The organism is Ruegeria sp. BB7 (genome assembly GCF_056539365.1).
In genome coordinates, this window is sequence record NZ_JBQFUV010000003.1 from 28,250 (window position 1) to 46,570 (window position 18,321).

General features: G+C 58.1%; 14 protein-coding genes. 8 read left to right on the forward strand and 6 right to left on the reverse strand.

From position 1 onward, the window contains the following. Positions 1-9: 9 nt before the first annotated feature. On the reverse strand, positions 10-1,920 hold the full coding sequence (locus ACR0D7_RS08070; RefSeq protein WP_480678574.1) for an ABC transporter substrate-binding protein: 1,911 nt from the start codon (positions 1,918-1,920) through the stop codon (positions 10-12). After that, positions 1,913-3,685: an ABC transporter ATP-binding protein gene (locus ACR0D7_RS08075; RefSeq protein WP_480678575.1), complete on the reverse strand. Its 1,773-nt coding sequence runs from the start codon at positions 3,683-3,685 to the stop codon at positions 1,913-1,915. Before ACR0D7_RS08075 ends, ACR0D7_RS08070 begins: the two co-directional genes overlap by 8 nt. 233 nt (positions 3,686-3,918) lie before the next feature. Between ACR0D7_RS08075 and ACR0D7_RS08080 the strand changes: the two genes are divergently transcribed. The 7 genes from ACR0D7_RS08080 to ACR0D7_RS08110 all read left to right on the forward strand — a co-directional run bounded on the left by ACR0D7_RS08080 (position 3,919) and on the right by ACR0D7_RS08110 (position 11,883). After that, the gene (locus tag ACR0D7_RS08080; protein ID WP_480678576.1) at positions 3,919-4,416 is read left to right on the forward strand and encodes a class I SAM-dependent methyltransferase; all 498 of its coding nucleotides are present in this window, start codon (positions 3,919-3,921) and stop codon (positions 4,414-4,416) included. Between the two features lie 12 nt (positions 4,417-4,428). Beyond that, the gene (locus ACR0D7_RS08085) at positions 4,429-5,058 is read left to right on the forward strand and encodes a glutathione S-transferase (RefSeq protein WP_480678577.1); all 630 of its coding nucleotides are present in this window, start codon (positions 4,429-4,431) and stop codon (positions 5,056-5,058) included. Between the two features lie 109 nt (positions 5,059-5,167). Continuing rightward, positions 5,168-7,570 (forward strand): GcvT family protein, encoded by a 2,403-nt coding sequence (locus ACR0D7_RS08090; protein WP_480678578.1) that lies wholly within the window; start codon positions 5,168-5,170, stop codon positions 7,568-7,570. Beyond that, positions 7,570-9,123, forward strand: coding sequence for a trimethylamine methyltransferase family protein (locus tag ACR0D7_RS08095; RefSeq protein ID WP_480678579.1), 1,554 nt, complete (start codon positions 7,570-7,572; stop codon positions 9,121-9,123). The genes ACR0D7_RS08090 and ACR0D7_RS08095 overlap by 1 nt, the downstream gene beginning before the upstream one ends. Next, a complete protein-coding gene (locus ACR0D7_RS08100; protein WP_480678580.1) occupies positions 9,124-9,798 on the forward strand; it encodes a TetR/AcrR family transcriptional regulator in 675 nt (224 codons plus the stop codon). Continuing rightward, the gene (locus tag ACR0D7_RS08105) at positions 9,795-11,099 is read left to right on the forward strand and encodes an NAD(P)/FAD-dependent oxidoreductase (RefSeq protein WP_480678581.1); all 1,305 of its coding nucleotides are present in this window, start codon (positions 9,795-9,797) and stop codon (positions 11,097-11,099) included. The genes ACR0D7_RS08100 and ACR0D7_RS08105 overlap by 4 nt, the downstream gene beginning before the upstream one ends. A gap of 52 nt (positions 11,100-11,151) precedes the next feature. Further along, positions 11,152-11,883, forward strand: a complete 732-nt coding sequence (locus ACR0D7_RS08110; RefSeq protein ID WP_480678582.1) for a hypothetical protein — start codon at positions 11,152-11,154, stop codon at positions 11,881-11,883. 12 nt (positions 11,884-11,895) lie between these two features. On the opposite strand, the gene ACR0D7_RS08115 is transcribed toward ACR0D7_RS08110, so the two are convergent. Next, on the reverse strand, positions 11,896-12,255 hold the full coding sequence (locus tag ACR0D7_RS08115) for a DUF3307 domain-containing protein (RefSeq protein ID WP_480678748.1): 360 nt from the start codon (positions 12,253-12,255) through the stop codon (positions 11,896-11,898). Positions 12,256-12,470: 215 nt separating this feature from the next. On the opposite strand from ACR0D7_RS08115, the gene ACR0D7_RS08120 reads away from it, so the two are divergent. Next, complete coding sequence (locus ACR0D7_RS08120; protein ID WP_480678583.1) at positions 12,471-15,494, forward strand: ABC transporter transmembrane domain-containing protein; 3,024 nt, start codon at positions 12,471-12,473, stop codon at positions 15,492-15,494. Here the strand turns inward: ACR0D7_RS08120 and ACR0D7_RS08125 are convergent. The 3 genes from ACR0D7_RS08125 to ACR0D7_RS08135 all read right to left on the reverse strand — a co-directional run bounded on the left by ACR0D7_RS08125 (position 15,491) and on the right by ACR0D7_RS08135 (position 18,241). Further along, entirely contained in the window at positions 15,491-15,778 is a 288-nt protein-coding gene (locus tag ACR0D7_RS08125; protein WP_170385441.1) for an ArsR/SmtB family transcription factor, read from the reverse strand. The genes ACR0D7_RS08120 and ACR0D7_RS08125 overlap by 4 nt on opposite strands. Before the next feature lie 110 nt (positions 15,779-15,888). Beyond that, entirely contained in the window at positions 15,889-17,121 is a 1,233-nt protein-coding gene (locus tag ACR0D7_RS08130; RefSeq protein ID WP_480678584.1) for a mandelate racemase/muconate lactonizing enzyme family protein, read from the reverse strand. Positions 17,122-17,146: 25 nt separating this feature from the next. Then, a complete protein-coding gene (locus tag ACR0D7_RS08135; protein WP_480678585.1) occupies positions 17,147-18,241 on the reverse strand; it encodes a Zn-dependent alcohol dehydrogenase in 1,095 nt (364 codons plus the stop codon). Between the last annotated feature and the right edge of the window lie 80 nt (positions 18,242-18,321).

Sequence of the window (18,321 nt, forward strand, 5' to 3'; positions counted from 1 at the left end):
TGCTCCTGATCAGTCGGCGAAGAAGAATTCGTCCGGCCGGTGAATGCCGAAATGTGCGCCGGGCTCCCATGCCCACATGGCCTGTTCGGGTACGTTGCGCAGGCGGTTCGACACCACAACGGGCTGCGGCGCGCCGTTCAGGATGCCGATAGCGTACAGTTGATCCGCATGGATGTTCAGCATCTCGGTCCAGATCGCCTTGCGCTCGTCATCATTGGTTGCGACCTCCCAATCATAGGCTAATTGCATCAGGCGCTCGGCTTCTGGCATGTCGGGGGCTTCGCCCACATCTCCGCCGGTCTGGTAATGCTGACCCCATTTGGGCCAGGCGAGAAAAACCTGATCGGTCGGTGCCAGATAGGCTGGCGAAGTGTGAGCCTGCGGAATGCCGTCATCCCACCCAAACCAGACCGACGCCATTGTGTTACCGGCAAAAACACGGTTGCGCAGGATGTCCCGGTCCAAGGGGCGCATCACCAAATTTACACCGATATCACGCCAGTTATCGGTAACGATCTGAAGGGCGTTCTCGACCTCTTGCCGTTCCCCGGCGGTTTCGATGATTAGTTCCATCGGCCGGCCGTCAGGCAGCAGTCGAACGCCGTTCTTATTACGTTCGGTCAGGCCTGCTTCATCCAGCAACGCATTGGCCGCATCGACGTCGTACTGCGCCCACGCTTGCGCATTTTCTTCGCTATAGAACGGGGACGCAGGCAGAACCGACATCGCGCCCGGTTGAGCAAGCTTGAAATACAGCGCTTGATTGATTGTCTGGCGATCAATGGCCAGCGACAGGGCGCGGCGCACACGCACATCGCGCAGAACCTTGCGCCATCCTTCATCGGCAAAATTCAAATTCGGGTATATCGCAATCTGCGACGCGACACCGGTTTTCCATAGCCGCGTTTTATAGTTCCCAACCTCTTCACCCTTTTTCAGGATTGAGGCATCGCGGAACGCCAGCCCGCGCCCTTGCAGGTCGGTCTCACCAGCGTTGGCCTTGGCGGCCACCAAGCCGGGAGCGACGATCTCCATTTCGACGACGTCAATATAGGGAAGCTGCACGCCTTTGCTGTCGATGCGGTGGTAATAGGGGTTTCGCACAAAATTGTGCCGGATCTTCTTACCCGAGCTGGCATTCAGCCAAGGCTGCAGCGTGGGTAGCTCGTGGTTGTCGTATTTGTACAGGTTGTCCAACTTGTTATGCAGCGCTGCCCAGCTTTTGACGCGGGCATCTTCGACCAGAAAGGCGAGTTCCTCGGCGTCAGCATATTTGTCATGGTATTGCTTTAGAAATGCCGCAGGGCGGTAGATGAAGGGAGGGCGGGCCTGCGCCAGCGACTGTAGAAAGTCGGGGTTAGGGTCTTCCCACTCAAAAATGACAGTGGTCTCGTCAGGGAAGGAGACTGTCGGCAACTTGCCATCGACGATCAGGAAATCCGGTGGACCCGAGGGGCTGAGCAGTTCGTTATTCGCCACATCCTCCCACCAATATCGGAAATCTTCCGAAGTGAACGGCGAGCCGTCCGACCATTTGTGGCCTTCGCGCAGGTTCAGAGTGTATTTACGGTTGCCATCGCTTTCGTACGATTCCAACAGGTCCGGCACGATTTCATAGTTTTCGTTGAACCCAACCAGCCGCGCATATCCATAGACAACCATCTGACGAATGTCCTTGGACCGGGTTACCATGGTGCGCAACGTCCCGCCGGGGGCGCCGAATTCACGCCCTTTGGCAGCAAGATCGACGACCAAAGGCTCGGTCGGAAGGCGTTCTTCGATGGGGGGAAGGTTGCCCGCATTCACTTCGGTGGACCAGAATTCACCTTCCTGAGGGGTAGGCGTGTTTGCTGTGGCGGGCAGCATCCATGCAGCAGCCAGCGTAGCGGCCAGAAACAGGGGGCGAGTGGTCTTAAACATGGCATCGTACCTTATGGCCGGGCTCCATTTCTACCAGTGAAGGTATCACGGAGTCGGTAAATCGGAAGGCGTCATCCCAACTGTCTGGCGAACCTGCGCCCAAAGCAACCAATTTCAGGTCGATGGGTCGGTTGATGTCAGGTTCTGGCTGAGCGGCAATTAGCGCCTTAGTGTAAGGGTGGCGGGGATTGTAGAAAAGGGTTTCGGGCGGGGCTTGTTCAACGACCAGACCGCGGCGCATCACCGCTACTTCGTCGGCGATGCGCGCCACAACAGCAAGGTCGTGAGAGATAAAGAAATAGGACAGGTTCAGGCTGTCCTGCAGGTTTTCCAAAAGCGTCAGAATCTGTTCTTGAACAGAGACATCCAAGGCCGAGGTCGGCTCGTCACAAACGATTAGCTGAGGGTCCAGCATCATTGCCCGCGCGATCGACAGGCGCTGTCGCTGACCGCCTGAAAAGGCATGCGGATATCGTTTCAGCATGTCGGCATTCAGGCCGACCCGCTGCAGCATCTCGGCTGCTTTGTCCCGTTGTTCCGCCACATTGCCGATATTGTGAATCTCCAACGGCTCGGTCATGGCGTCCTGAATGCGCATCCGGGGGCTGAGCGAGCTGTAGGGGTCCTGAAATACCATCTGTGCCTTGCGCTGAAACGCAGTGCGCTGCGCGCGGGTCATGCGATGCACGGTAATCGGATCTTCGGTCGCCGAGGTCCGGAACAACACTTCACCGCCGGGGTCGGGTGGCTCGGCCCCCAGCGCAATGCGCGCGGCTGTGGTCTTGCCCGAGCCGCTTTCACCGACGACGGCCAACGTCTTGCCGCGGGCAAGATTTAAGTCCACGCCACGGCAGGCATGGATCAGACGCTCACCCTGCCAACCCTTGCTGGAGCGCATGGTGTAAGTTTTGGACACACCCTTCATCTGTAGAATCAGGTCTTCGCCGGGCATCGGAATCCCAACTGCTTCCTTGTCGGGGATCTCAGGAGCCGCGTCGAACAGTTGCTGGGTGTAGGGGTGCGCAGGAGCGGTCAGGATCGGGGCAGCGGCACCAGCTTCCATGACGCGGCCCTTGTGCATGACGACGACTTGCTCGGCCATATTGGCGACCACGCCCAGATCGTGCGTTACAAGGATGAGCGCCATACCGGTTTCGCGCTGCAACTCTTTGATCAGTCCCAGCACCTGCGCCTGCGTCGTTACGTCAAGCGCGGTTGTGGGTTCATCTGCAATCAGCAAATCCGGCTTGGACACCATCGCCATCGCGATCATTGCACGCTGGCGCATGCCGCCGGACAACTCAAACGGGTAGGAATCATAGGCGCGCTGAGGATCAGGAAAGCCCACGCGTTCAAACTGGGTCAGAACCTCTTTGCGGGCCTGCGCCTCGGATGCGCCTCGGTGCAACCAAAGAACTTCACTGACCTGATTGCCGATTTTGTGCAGGGGCGACAGGGACCGCATCGGCTCTTGAAAGATCATCGAGATACGGTTGCCGCGAATGTCGCGCATTTGCCGCTCGCTGATCTCTGTCAGTTTCTCGGTGCCCTTGGAATCATTCAGAATAATCGTGCCGCTGCGAATCTGTGCCGTGCGCGGTAGAATCCGCAAGGCCGCCCGGCACGATATGGTCTTGCCCGAGCCAGACTCGCCCACCAGCGCCAGTGTCTGGCCGGCTTCAACGTCGAAATTGACGCCTTTGACAACGGACTCTCCTGCACCAAAACCGATGCTCAGGTCCCGGACAGACAACAATGCTGTCATGCAGGCGTCCCACCTGTAAGGCCGTGGTGCGGCATTGGCTAAATCAACCCCCCGTGTTTTTTGGCGCAGTTTCGCGCGCTAGGTGCAGGCTAGTCAAACCCGTTCTTAGTCCGAAATGTCTCGGAAACGTGAAACTGTCTCCATTTTATCTACACAAAGTCTTGAAGATTTGCCATCAAAGACCCTGTCGGCCCCACTATATAAGCCGATTGATATCAAGGAGAGATTTCCCCGTGCCCGACGACCAAAGCCGACTGGATCTGTTCATTGACCGCATGGTGTCTCAGCGGGCCTGTCTGGATTACGCCATTGCCCAGACACAGGGAATGCCGGGGCCGGTGTTTGAATTGGGGCTGGGGAACGGGCGTACTTATCACCATATGGTGCAATACGTTAAAAACCGCTCGGTCTACGTCTTCGAACGCGCCGTGGCCTCGCACCCGGATTCGACCCCGCCCGAAGATCGAGTGATTCTGGGCGACGTGCGCGAGACGCTGCCCGCCGCTTTGGATCGATTCGGTGCGACCGCCAGTCTGATCCACGCAGATCTGGGGGGGCATAACCGCGAAAAGAACGACGCGTTTGCCAGGTTCGTTTCGCCCCTAATCGAGCCGCTTCTGGCAGAGGGCGGGCTGATGGTGTCCAGCGACAGGATGTATTTCGAAGGGTTAATCGAACTGCCGCTCCCACCCGGTGCCGTTGAGGGGCGCTGTTTTGTCTATCGCCGTTAAGTTCACCTAACGATGTTGTTCTACGATTGCTCTACGGCCCCGAACCCGCGTCGCGCCCGCATGTTCATTGCGGAAAAGGGGCTGCAGATCGAGACACGTGAGATTTCGATCGCCAAAGGCGAACAATCAGGCGATGCATTTAAGGCCGTCAATCCAAACGCGACGCTTCCAGTGTTGGTCACTGATGAGGGCGTGGCTTTGACCGAAAACCTGGGCATTGCAGCGTATCTTGAGGCTCGCTTTCCCGAACCGCCTTTGATGGGGAGTACCCCCGATGAGAAGGGGCTGGTTCTGATGTGGAACAGTATTGTCGAGCAGCAAGGTGGATTACCCATCGCCGAGACATTGCGCAACACACATCCCGCCTTTGCCGACAGGGCGATTCCTGGTCCGGTCAATTACGCTCAGATTCCCGAATTGGGTCAGCGCGGCGCGGCGCGGGTAGAGCATTTCTTTGATCTGCTGGAAACTCGGTTGGCGAAAAGCCCCTACATCGCTTGTGCAGAATTCACGCTGGCCGATATTTCGGCTTATGTCTTTGTCGATTTTGCCCGTGTGATCAAGAAGCGGATTCCACAGGGAAACTCTGCCACGCTTGCGTGGTTCGAAAAGGTTGGAGCACGGCCCAGCGCTCAGCTTTAAATCGAATATTTCGGTCGCAGGGTGTCTGCGAGAAGAACTGTACATAAATGTCTAGACAGAAGTGAACAGTGGGGCTAGCGTCCTGTCCAAGCCAAGTAGGGAGGGCAGGATGAAATCTCAGTATCGCGTTGTGGTCATCGGAGGTGGCGTTGTTGGTGCCTCGGTTCTGTATCACCTGGCCAAGTTCGGTTGGTCGGATGTAGTGATGCTCGAACGGCGGCGGCTGGCGTCGGGCTCGTCCTGGCATGCGGCGGGCGGTATCCATGCGCTGAACGCCGACCCGAACATGGCTTCGCTGCAGGCCTACACCATCGACCTGCTCAGCGAGATCGAGAAGGAATCCGGTCAAAACATCGGTCTGCACATGACAGGCGGTCTGACACTGGCGGGTACACCGGAACGTTGGGAGTGGCTGCAGGCAAACTATCGCATCTTTCAGTCCATTGGTATTGACGATTGTGAATTACTGTCCCCGGAAGAGGCGCAGAAACGCTGCCCGATCATGTCGACCGACGGCGTTCTGGGTGCGATGTGGGCAGACCGCGAAGGCTATATCGATACGACGGGCACGGTGCAGGCCTATGCGACGGCGGCCAAGAAACGCGGCGCGGAATACTACGAGGAAACTAAGGTCGAGGAACTGATCCAGACTGCGGATGGCTGGCAAGTGGTGACCGACCGGGGAACGATCACATGCGAACATGTGGTCAACGCGGCGGGTCTTTGGGCAAAGCAGGTGGGCCGTATGGCGGGCGTTGAACTGCCGGTCTCTCCGCTGAAACACCATTATCTGATCACCGACACGGTGCCCGAAGTGGCCGAGGCCGATTTCGAGATGCCGATGACCGTGGACCTCGAAGGGTTCACCTACATGCGGCAGGATCAGAAGGGCGTTCTGGTTGGTATCTACGAGGTCGATCACGAACACTGGGCCATGGACGGCGCGCCGTGGAACTATGGCGAAGAGCTGTTTCAGGAACAGCTAGATCGGATTGAGAATGAACTGACGCTCGGCTTCGAGCGGTATCCTTCGATCCAGAATGTGGGCATCAAGACGTGGGTCAACGGCGCGTTTACATTCTCACCCGATGGCAACCCTCTGGTCGGCCCGGTGCCGGGCAAGCGTGGATACTGGTCGGCCTGTGCAGTGATGGCGGGCTTCCTGCAGGGTGGTGGTGTCGGCAAGACACTGGCCGAGTGGATGATCCATGGCGAGCCCGAGGCGGATGCATGGCCGATGGACGTGGCGCGGTATGGGGATTTCGCGCAGAACAAGAGGTACATCCGCGAGACGACAGGGCAGTTCTATTCCCGCCGTTTTGTGATGACCTATCCGAACGAGCAACTGCCCGCAGGGCGTCCGCTGAAAATGGCCCCTGCCCATGACGCAATGACCGAAGCCGGGTGTAAATGGGGCGTTAGCTGGGATTTGGAGGTACCGCTCTATTTCGCGCCGAAAGGGTTTGAGGAAACCCCGACACTCAAGCGCTCGAACGCCCACGACATCGTGGCCGAGGAATGCAAGGTGATCCGCGAAGGCGTGGGCCTGCTGGATATTTCGGGCTTCTCGCGGTTCGAAGTCACTGGTCCGAACACCGAGATTTGGCTGGACAAGGTGATGGCCTCGAAACTGCCCGCGCCGGGCCGCGCCAAGCTGGCCCCGATGCTGGGTGAGAACGGGCGGCTCAAGGGCGATCTGACTGTGCTCAACTGGGGCGATGGCACGTGGTGGATCATGGGCAGCTACTACCTGCGTGCCTGGCACATGCGGTGGTTCGACGACCACATGATAGACGGCGTCGATATCCGTGATCTGGGCGAGGAATATTGCGGTTTTGCCGTGGTCGGCCCGAAATCGCAGGCTGTAGTCGAGAAGCTGGCGGAACAGGACATCTCGGGCCTCAAATTCATGGGGTGCGGTGATTTCGATATCGGTCTTGTCCGCGCCCGCGTGGCGCGCATGTCAGTGACCGGCGAGAAGGGCTTTGAGATCAACTGCCGCTATGGTGATCACATCAAGCTGCGGCGGATGCTGCTCGAGGCCGGGGCTGCCGAGGGTATCCTTGAGTGTGGCTTTAACGCGATGCTCTCGACCCGTTTGGAGAAGAGCTTTGGCATCTGGTCGGCGGAATTCACACAGCTTTATACTCCGGGCATGACCGGGATGGATCGCTGGATCGACTGGGACAAGAATTTCGTCGGCAAGGACGCCGCCTTGGCCGAACGAGAGGGCAACGGCCCCGCGCAAGTTCAGGTGACGATTGAGGTGGACGCGCTGGATGCGGACGCCAGCGGGTATGAGCCGATCTGGGCCGATGGTGAGCGCGTGGGTTTTGTCACTTCGGGCGGTTACGGGCACTACACGGGTAAGTCGCTGGCAATGGCTCTGGTCAATCGGGATAAGGCCGAACCGGGCACGGAACTTACCGTGCATGTGGTTGGGGTTGAACGTCCCGCGCGGGTGATTGAACCGTCGCCGTATGATCCGCAAGGCAAGGCGATGAGGGGCTAATGGTGATCTCACAAACGTCAGAGCACGGCCGGCGACGACGCGGGCGCGCGGCCGACGCTGCTCCTCCGCCCAGTCGCGATGTGAACTATCGCCAACTGAAGAACCCGTTCCCGCAGATGGAGGTTTTCTCGGCGGATCAGATCGCGGACATGCATGAAACATCCCTGCGGACGCTTGAGGAACTGGGGGTGAAGGTCCTGCTGCCCGAAGCCCGCCGGATTTTTGCTGCAGGTGGCGCGCGCGTGGATGAAGACACCGAGAGGGTTTTCATCGGGCGCGACATGGTCGACGCGGCTGTTGCATCCGCCCCAAAGTCGATCGCTTGCCGTGCGGGCGCGCGTCATCGGGATTTCACTCTGGAACTAGGAAGTTTGGTGTTTCAGCCGGGGGCCGGGGCTCCGAATGCGACCGATCTGGAGCGTGGCCGTCGCCCCGCGACCGGGCAGGATTATCTGGAGTTCCTGAAACTCACGCATCATTTCGACGTGTTTCAGATGATCTCGCCGCAGGTCGAGCCGCAGGACGTGCCGACCCATCTGCGCCACTATTTCACGACGCAGGCGCAGATCGAGCTGACGGACAAGTTCCCGTTCTTCTACTCGCGCGGGACGCCGCAGGTGATGGATTGCTTTGAGATGCTGTCCACCGCGCGCGGCCTGTCGGATGAAGAATTCCGCAGTAACGCGCATTGCTACACGATCATCAACACCAACAGCCCGCGCACGCTGGACATACCCATGGCGCAGGGTCTGATCGACTTTGCGCGCCACGGTCAGATGTCGATTATCACGCCCTTTACCCTGATGGGGGCTATGGCACCGATCACCGTGGCCGGCGCGATCACGCTGTCCCATGCCGAGGCATTGGCCGCGTTGACATTGACGCAGCTTACCAAACCCGGCGCGCCGGTTTGCTATGGTACATTCACCAGCAATGTAGACATGAAGTCAGGCGCACCTGCCTTCGGGACACCCTCGCATTTTCAGGCGTCGCTGGCGGCAGGGCAACTGGCGCGGCATCTGGGATTGCCCTGGCGTTCTGCGGCCGGGTCTGCGTCGAATATTAACGACGTACAGGCGGCGAACGAGAACCAGTTCGGCCTTTGGGGTTGTCTGATGGCCGGGGCAACCGTGATCATTCACTCGGCCGGTTGGCTCGAAGGCGGGCTGACCGTGTCCTTCGAAAAGCTGGTCTGCGACGCCGAGGTGCTGAACATGGTCGCCGAGCTTTGCGCGGGTGCTCAGGCGGGAACCTCTGAAATCGGTTATGACACCGCCCTGCGCGAGGTTGAACCCAGCGGGCACTTCTTCGCCACAAGTCAGACGATGGAACGCTACAACACCGAATTCTATCAACCGCACGTCCACGACTACGCCAATTTTGGCACCTGGACCGAGCGCGGCTCGGTCGATGCCAACCACCGCGCGACCGACGTTTGGAAAGGCATTCTGAACGACTTCAAACTGCCCACCAGTGACAGTGACCGTCTGGGTGCATTGCAGGACTTTATCACGCGTCGAACTGCCGAGGGCGGTGCGCCACCGGAGAGTTGAATGAACACTAAACCTATTTTGCACAGGGACGACCCCGAAGCCGAACCTCTGGTCGGCAACATCAAGGTCACACGTGACGACTGGCTGAACGTGGCGATGGATGTGCTGATCTCGGATGGGGTGGACCAGATCAAGGTGCTGAGCCTCGCCGAGCGGATGGCCGTGTCGCGATCCTCGTTCTATTGGTACTTCAAGTCTCGGCAGGAGCTGCTGGACGCTTTGCTTTCCCGCTGGCAGGCCACCAATACAGCCGGATTGATCGCCCAAGCTGAGGCCCCGGCAGACACTATCACAGCGGCGGTCTGCAATGTGCATCGCTGCGTGGTGAACGCAGACCTGTTCGATACGGCGCTGGATTTTGCCGTGCGGGACTGGGCGCGCAAGTCGGGCAAGGTACGGCGTGCGCTGGATCAGTCGGACGCCCGGCGGCTTGAGGCGTTGCACGCCATGTTCGCACGATATGGCTATGCCGAAGTTGAGGCGGAAACCCGTGCCCGCGTCCTGTACTACATGCAGATCGGATATGATCTAGCCCAGCTGAACGAGCCAAAGGAAGTGCGGTTGTCGATGGCACCCCACTACCTTTATGTCTTTACAGGCGTCGAGCCGAAGCCTGAGGAAATCGAAGAATTCTATGCTTATTCAAAGCGCTATTGGGAAGGAGACACAGAATGAGCCAACCAGACGCAATCATCATCGGCACCGGCGTTATCGGCGCCGCCATCGCGTTCGAGATGGCCAAGGCTGGGTGGAAGACCCTGTCGCTGGACCGTAATTCTCAGGCTGGCCATGGCTCGACCGCGGGGTCTTGCGCGATCATCCGGATGCATTACTCGACCTTCGATGGCACTGCTTTTGCGTGGGAGGGGTATCACTATTGGCGCGATTGGGCCGAATATCTGAGCCTGCCTGCAGATGCCAATCTGGCGCAGTTCCGCGAAACAGGGTGTCTGGTGATGAAGACAGACGCCAACGGAATGCTTGAGAAGCACATGAAGAACAGTGCCGATCTGGACTGCCCGTTCGAGGAGTGGTCACCCGAGAAGATCACCGAACGCCTGCCAGTTTATTCGCTGGACAGCTTTACACCGCCGAAACGCATGGATGACCCCGAGTTTGGCCAGCCCAATGGCCGCAAAATGCAAGGCGGTGTGTTCTGGCCACAGGCGGGCTATGTCACCGACCCGGCGCTTTCGGCGCAGAACCTGATTAATGCCGCCAAACAGCATGGGGCCGAGGTTCGGGCCGGGGCCGAAGTGGTCGAGATCCTGACAGAGGGCGGTCGCGTAGCCGGGGTCAAGCTGGATTCGGGTGAGGAAATCCGCGCCAAGGTGGTGGTGAACGTCGCCGGGCCCGGGTCGGCCATCATCAACAAGATGGCGGGCGTACTGGATGACATGACCATCGAAACCCGCCCCCTGCGGCAGGAAGTGGTACACGTCCCCGCGCCCGAAGGGTTCGACTTTGAAAACGACGGCACCATCGTATCAGACAGCGATATCGCCTGCTATTGCCGCCCCGAGCACGGCAATCACATTCTGGTCGGGTCGGAAGACCCGGAATGCGATCCGCATCAGTGGTGCGAGGACGACGTGCATTATAACCGCGACTTCACCGATCAGTGGACGACGCAGGCGATGCGCTATGCACAGCGGGTGCCCAGCCTTGGCATCCCGTCAAAAACGCGCGGAGTTGTGGATTTATATGACGCCTCGACCGACTGGATTCCGATCTATGACAAATCCAGCTTGCCCGGGTTCTATATGGCCTGCGGTACCAGCGGGAACCAGTATAAGAACGCTCCGATCGCGGGTAAGATGATGACCGCCCTGATAGACTATTGCGAAGGCGGTTCCGATCACGACGCGCAGCCATTGCAGTTCGAATTGCCGTACATCAAGCGCATGATTGATGTCGGGTTCTATTCCCGCAAACGCCCGATCAATGAAGAAAGCAGTTTCTCCGTTCTGGGGTAGCCTACGGGCCAAATCGCTCTAACTTTCCTGGGAACCAAATGAGGGGCCCAGGATGGCCGATCCAACGAATCGAGTTCTGATACTGGGCAGCGCCCCAGATGCGGTTGCTGCGCAAGATTGGGCGCGCGGCCGCTTTTCACACATCGTGGCCATCAATAACGCTTGGCGCATCAGGCCAGATTGGGACGTTTTGATCCATCCCGAGGATTTCCCGGCGGAAAACCATCCTGACAGTATCGGCCCACAACAGCGGATCGTGACCGCGCAGGACTACGTTCCGGCACAAAATAAATTTGGCGGTTTTGTTTATGCTGGGGGAACGATGGCCTTTACCGCGGGCTATTGGGCGCTCTCCGCTTTGAACCCCGCAGTACTGGCATTTTTCGGGTGCGATATGATTTATCCCCGCACTGGGAGAACGCATTTCTACGGGACCGGAATGGCAGATCCCTTGAGAGCTGACATCTCTCTGCGATCGCTTGAGGCCAAATCCGCGCGCCTTGCTTTGTTTGGGGCGACGCAAAGCAGTCGGGTAGTCCGGCTGTCCCAAGGGGAAAGCAGGTTGCTGTTTCCATCCGTCACGCTCGATGATTTGGAAACATGTGAACTACCAGCCACAGATAGCATGCCGACGCTGTTACAGGTGGAGAAAGAGCTGGGCTACCGTGTTCCTTCAGGCCGCTATTGGGAAGTTGCAGACAGATTCGATGCAACCGAAATTGATGCACTGGATCGGCAATGGCTGGCTGCATATCGGCCATTTTTTCTTAAACATGTCGCCTGAGGTGACGGCGGTTCAGGTGGCGAACTTAACCCAAGCCCAAACCATTGCGATATAGGTCAGGTTGTGCATGCACTGATCCAGCCCCGCTGCGCGCCAGAATGCCGCCTGCGACGGCACCAGTTGCTTTTTGTCGGAGTAGCTGGCTTTGAAGTAATCAATGTTGAAATGGACGATCCATTCCAGCACAGCAATGATCAGAATGAATAACCAAGGCGTGCCAAACAGCACGAAGACGATAATTGAACCAATAGCGTGTACGCCCGCGTGCTGAGTCCGGCCCCAGTGGAGGTACTCACCGCGACCGGACAGCATTTTGGGAGTCTGAAGGTAATAGTCCGCAAACATATGTTTGATCTGCAATAAGCAGAGCATCACAAACACCGCGCCTATATTGGCAGTCAAAGTGTTCCTCCCGATATCGTCCGATCAAAGTTTAGGCGCTAAACCGTTGTGGCGCAAATGAACTAGTTCACACAGGGCGGAATAATGTTCAAATTGGAAACCATTTGCGTGATCAGCCACGATTACGGTAACTTTAGGGTGTTGGATGTGCGACACTTTCTTCAAGATGGGATCGGTGATCCAAAGTGGGGGCAGACTCAATAGAACGTTCAATTTTCCGGTTCATTTGGAAATACTCGAAACGCGATCAGTTAATCCTGCTGGCCGTGACGTCCACTCTTTTCCCGCTTCTGTATCTTACGTTGGAATTGCCCAAGCGTATCATCAACGACGCAATCGGTGCGGCCAACCCTGTCGTGGATGTCCTTGGGTATGAACTGTCTCAGACCACTTTTCTGATCCTTCTTTGCTGCGCATTTCTGCTGGCGGTTCTGGCGCATGGTCTGATGAAGATGCGTATCAACACCATGAAAGGTGTGCTGAGCGAACGAATGCTGCGCCGTTTTCGTTATCAGCTGATCAATCGCGCCCTGCGTTTCCCGCAACCCTATTTCGAGAGGGTCAGCCAGGGCGAGATGGTGTCTATGATCACCGCCGAAAGCGAACCGATGGGCGGGTTGATGGGCGATGCGATCAGCCAACCGGTGCTGCAGGCCGGGCAGATGATCACCATCCTGTCCTTTCTGTTCCTGCAGAGCGTGTGGTTCGGTCTGGCGGCCGTTGCGCTGATCCCGTTGCAGGCCTGGCTGATCCCTAAACTGCAACGCCAAATCAACTTGCTGAACAAAAAGCGCATTCAGGAAGTGCGGGTGCTGGCGGCTCAGATCGGCGAGAACGCTGCTGGTGCCTCGACCCTTCGGGCCAACGGTGGCTGGCGTTATCGCCGCGCAATGATTTCGGAACAGCTGGGGCGGCTGTTTGGTATTCGGTTCGAGATCTACCAGAAAAAGTTCTTTATGAAGTTTATCAATAACTTCATCTCCCAACTGACGCCCTTCATGTTCTATCTGGTCGGGGGTCTGCTGGTTCTGCAGGGCTCGGTCTCACTGGGTGCGCTGGTTGCGGCATTGGCTGCCTACAAAGACCTGAGCTCGCCATGGAAAGAGCTGCTGACCTACTACAACCAAACACAGGATATGTCGCTGCGCTGGGATGTGGTGATCGAACGCTTTGCGCCACCCGGAATGACGGATGAAAAGCTGTTCGAGGGCGAACCTGAATCCAATCCCCGCCTGAATGGCGACATTGTTCTAGACAGGGTTTCTGTCCGGGATATGGATGGTAACCAGGTATTGGATGACCTGAACCTCACCTTTTCAGGCGGGCAAACCATCGGGATTGCGGCCCCCAGCGAAGAGGACCGGCGCGCCGTGGCCGAATTGCTGACACGCGACATCCTGCCCAGTGCAGGTCGGCTTGAGATTGGGGGTGAAAGCATGGCGGCTCTGCATCAGAGCGTAGTGGCCGCACGCATCGGCTATGCCTCGTCGCGCCCGGTCATGTTCAAGGGTACGTTGGGTGATAACGTCATGATGCCGATGCGTCAGAAACCGTTGACGACGCAGACTGACGATCCCGACTTTGCTGAAACCCAACGCGCTGGCAATAGCGCTGATCCATTTGAAGGTGATTGGCTGGACCCGTCGCTGGCCGGGTTGAACAGCCCGAAAGAGCTGCGAGACTGGTGGCTGCATCTGATCGACGGAATGGGGTCGGGCGCGGCTTTGTTCCAGCGCGGGGCCGAACAGGTTTTTAACGCCGCCGATCACCCTGATCTTGCGCGAAAACTGATCGAACTGCGCCCTCTGGTACAGCAAGCAGTACAAAAAGCCGGGTTGGAACAACAGGCGCTCGTCTTCGACTGGTGTGCCTACAACTCGGCTTTGCCAGTCGTGGAAAACCTGTTGTTCGCCACGCCTCGGGTGCCAGTCACACAAGAGCTGTTGGCGCGTCAAACTATCTTCCTTGGGCAGTTGCGCGAGTTGGGGCTGGACGAAACGTTGGTCTCACTGACCCGAGACGTGATTGAGATGCTGCGCCAAATCTTCGGTCTCGACGGGACAGATCACCCGCTGTTCCGCAAGCTTGGGTTAGAGGCGCAGACCTATGAAGCTGCGCTGGAACTGGTCGAGCGTACAAGGAATGAGGGTGTCTCGGGACTGGATGACGAACAACTTGCCAATCTGCTGGCAGTACCCTTCGTCATTTCAGCCGAGCAGATCGGGCCAGCCTTCACCGATGAGCTTAAGAACCGCATCCTCGAACTGCGCCACAGCCATTCTGAGAAGTTGATGGAGCGGCTGCATGATGTCTTTGTTCCGCTGAATAAAGAGGAATTCGCGCCAGGCCTGACCGTCTTGGAGAATGCGTTGTTTGGCAAGGTAAGCCAGATTGGCGGCGGCCGATCGGATGAGGCACGCAAGTTGATAGTCGATGTGTTGGGCGAACACGGCGCGCGTCCGTTAGTGGTGGAACTGATCTATGATGTTCCGGTTGCGATTGGGGGGCAGAATCTGCCTGCGATCTTTGCAGAACCGCTGGCCTTTACTCGTGCAACTATCAAGAAGCCGGATATTCTGATTCTGGAAAATGCCTTGGCCAGTTACGATATGGCGACCAAGATCGCGGTTTACAAAAACCTGCGTGAGCTTCTACCGGACACGACGGTCATCTATTTGAACGACCAGTTCGACAACCCGGATGTATTCGACATGTTTGTTGAAATCCGGCAAGGTCGGGTGGTTTCGGATGAAGGGCAAGCCACTGTGGAAGAGGACAGCGCCGCCTCGGCAGATCTGGCGCGCAAGCTGCGCGCATTGGAGCAGACACCGCTGTTTTCCGGTCTCGACCGCAGACAGCTGCGCCTGCTGGCTTTTGGTGCGCGCTGGTTCGACGCCAAACCGGGCGAGGTGGTGTTTCTGAAGGACGACCAACCCACCGACGGTGCTTATGTGGTGCTGGAAGGTGAGGCGGGTTTGTACCTTCCGCAAATGGAAGGCCCGGATCAGTTGATCACAAAAGTCGGACCCGGTGCATTGGTAGGAGAACTGGGGCTGATCCGCAAGGAGCCTCGTGCGCTGAGTATGATTGCCGAGACAGAGCTGTCCTGTCTGCGGATCGGCGAGGAAGAATTCCTGGCCGTGGTCGAGAACGACGCAGCGACTGCGTTCAAGCTGATGCAGGTGATTGCAGGCTACGTCTCGAACTAGGTTTCGGGCTTGCAGAACAAATCGTACAGCAGCCCAATGACCTGCGCGACATTGCCGTCTTGCAGTGAGTAATAGATCGTTTTGCCATCCCTACGGGTTGAGACCAACCGTTCTTGCCGCAATCGGGCCAGCATCTGGCTCACGGCAGCCTGACGGATTTGCAGCAATTCCTCCAACTGACCGACCGATTTCTCACCTTCGCCCAGATGGCAGAGGATCATCAGGCGCCCTTCATGTGCCAGCGTTTTCAAAAATGCGGCGGCCCGCGCGGCGCTTTCCTTCATGTCCGCGGGGTTTTCAGGATGTGCGCCCTTGGTATCTGTATCTGTAGTACTCACGCGCGGCCTGTTTCGAAATGTGGTTGACCCAATATGCCCCGAATTGGGATTGCTTGTCACCCCTCGGTGACTGGCGCGCCGCCCTGAAAAGCGTTTCCATTCACATAGTCACAAGGCTCCTCCTGCATTTGCAGGTGCAGGCCGTCCCCTGTGTAGGGGTGCGCGCGGGCCAAGTCTTCGTCTACCTCGATCCCCAGGCCGGGCGCGATCGGGGAGGGTACAAAGCCTTCTTCCACACGCAGCGATCCCTTGATCAGTTGGTCGTGGAAGGAGGTCTCGATGGTTTCCAGCAACAGCAGGTTCGGAATCGAAGCTGCCAGATGGATATTGGCCGCCCATTCTATCGGCCCGGCATATAGGTGTGGGGCCATCTGCGCGTTGAATACCTCGGCCATGGCAGCGACTTTCTTCATCTCCCAGATGCCGCCGGCGCGGCCCAGCGCGGGTTGTAGTATCTCGGCAGCGCCTGCCCGCAGAACGGCTCCGAACTCGGCTTTGGTGGTCATACGTTCTCCGGTTGCGACGGGGATGCGCACGTTACGGGCAACGCGGGCCATGTCCTCGATCATGTCGGGGGGGGTGGGTTCTTCGAACCACAGCGGAGAGTATGGTTCCAGCGCCTGTCCCAGCCGGATCGCGCCAGCGGTATTGAACTGACCGTGCGTGCCAAACAGCAGATCGGCCTTGTCGCCGACAGCCTCGCGGATCGCTTTGCAGAAAGCTACGGACATCGAGATATCCGACATTGCGGGCATATGCCCGCCACGGATTGTATAGGGACCTGCCGGGTCGAACTTCACAGCCGTGAACCCACGCCGCACCATTTCCGCCGCGCATTCTCCGGCTTGCTCGGGAGAGGTCCAGAAATCAGTCAGGTTATGGTGAGGCAGGGGATAAAGATAGGTATAGGCCCGAATGCTTTCGTTCATCGACCCGCCCAACAGGGCATAGACCGGTCGGTCGCGATCCTTGCCCAAAATGTCCCAGCAGGCAATCTCTAGCCCCGAAAATGCCCCCATTACGGTCAGGTCGGGGCGTTGGCTGAACCCACTGGAATAGGCGCGGCGGAACATCAGTTCGATATTCTCGGGGTTTTCGCCCAGCATATGCCGTTCGAACACATCCCGGATGACATGACGCATCGCTTCGGGACCGACGGACGACGCATAGCATTCACCCCAGCCGGTGAGCCCGGTGTCTGTGGTGACTTTGACCAATATCCAATAGCGTCCTCCCCAGCCTGGCGCGGGCGGGGCGGTAACGATGATGTCGAGGTCCTGTAGTTTCATCCGGTGTCCTCCGCTTTGGATGGCATCAGTCTCTGTTGAACAGGATCACGTTGCGTTTGGCAGATCCCGTTTTGGTGTCCGCGATTGCCTCGTTTATCTGATCCAGAGACCAACGGCCCGAGATCAGCTCGTCCAGCTTTAGCCGCCCTTGTTCATACAGGTCGATCATCCACGGAATATCGCGTTGAATGACCACATCCCCCATTTTTGAGCCGACTACGCCTTGCCCCAGCGCGGCCAATACAACCGGCTCGTACCTGGACATATCACCCGAATGCGGCATGCCGATCATAATTGCTTTGCCGCCCCGCCCCAGATAGCGCGGGGCCTGATCATAGGCCGGGATTGCGCCGACGGTGATCAGAACCACATCGGCGCCACGCCCACCAAGCGCCTTGAACGCGGCCTTCCAAGGTCGGTCGAGGCTGGCCAAAACGCCATGCGTTGCTCCGAACTCCTTGGCGATTTCCAGTTTCTCTTCGGTCATATCGACCGCCACGATCCGGCGTGCGCCAGCAAGGCGAGCACCCTGAATGGCGTTCAGCCCGACACCCCCGGCACCGATCACAACCACATCCTGACCGGGCCGCAACTTTGCGGCATTCACAGCAGCACCGACCCCGGTGATCACACCGCAGGACAGCAGGCTGGCCACGTCTTTCGGCATGGTTTCCGGAATTTTCACGATCTGCCGATGGGTGACGACAACCTTTTCCGCGAAGGCGCCGCAGGCCATCGCCTGCTCCAGTGGTCCACCATCTGCTGTTTGTAAGGGTCCCTTAACAGTGTCGTAAGGCGTTTCGCAGATCGTGGGTTTCCCGCTCGCGCAGGATGGACAAGAGCCGCAGGCGCGGATCAATGTGACGACGACTGTGTCGCCGACATCAAAACCCCCGACAGCATCACCGGTTGCGGTGATTACCCCTGCGGCCTCATGTCCGTAGACGGCCGGCAAATGCCCACCCCAGGCGCCGCTGGCGAAGGTAATGTCGGAATGGCAGATCGCCACCGCGTCCAGTGTGACCTCGACTTCGCCCGTGCCCGGCGGCGCAAGCAATACATCTTCGATGACCAGAGGTTCATTGAACGCCCGGCAAACGGCGGCTTTGATGGTTTGCATATGTCCCTCACTCCCTTTCGTTCACGGTGGCGCGGGAAAACGCATGTCGCAAGACGGAATCCGTCATCAGGGTGTCGTAG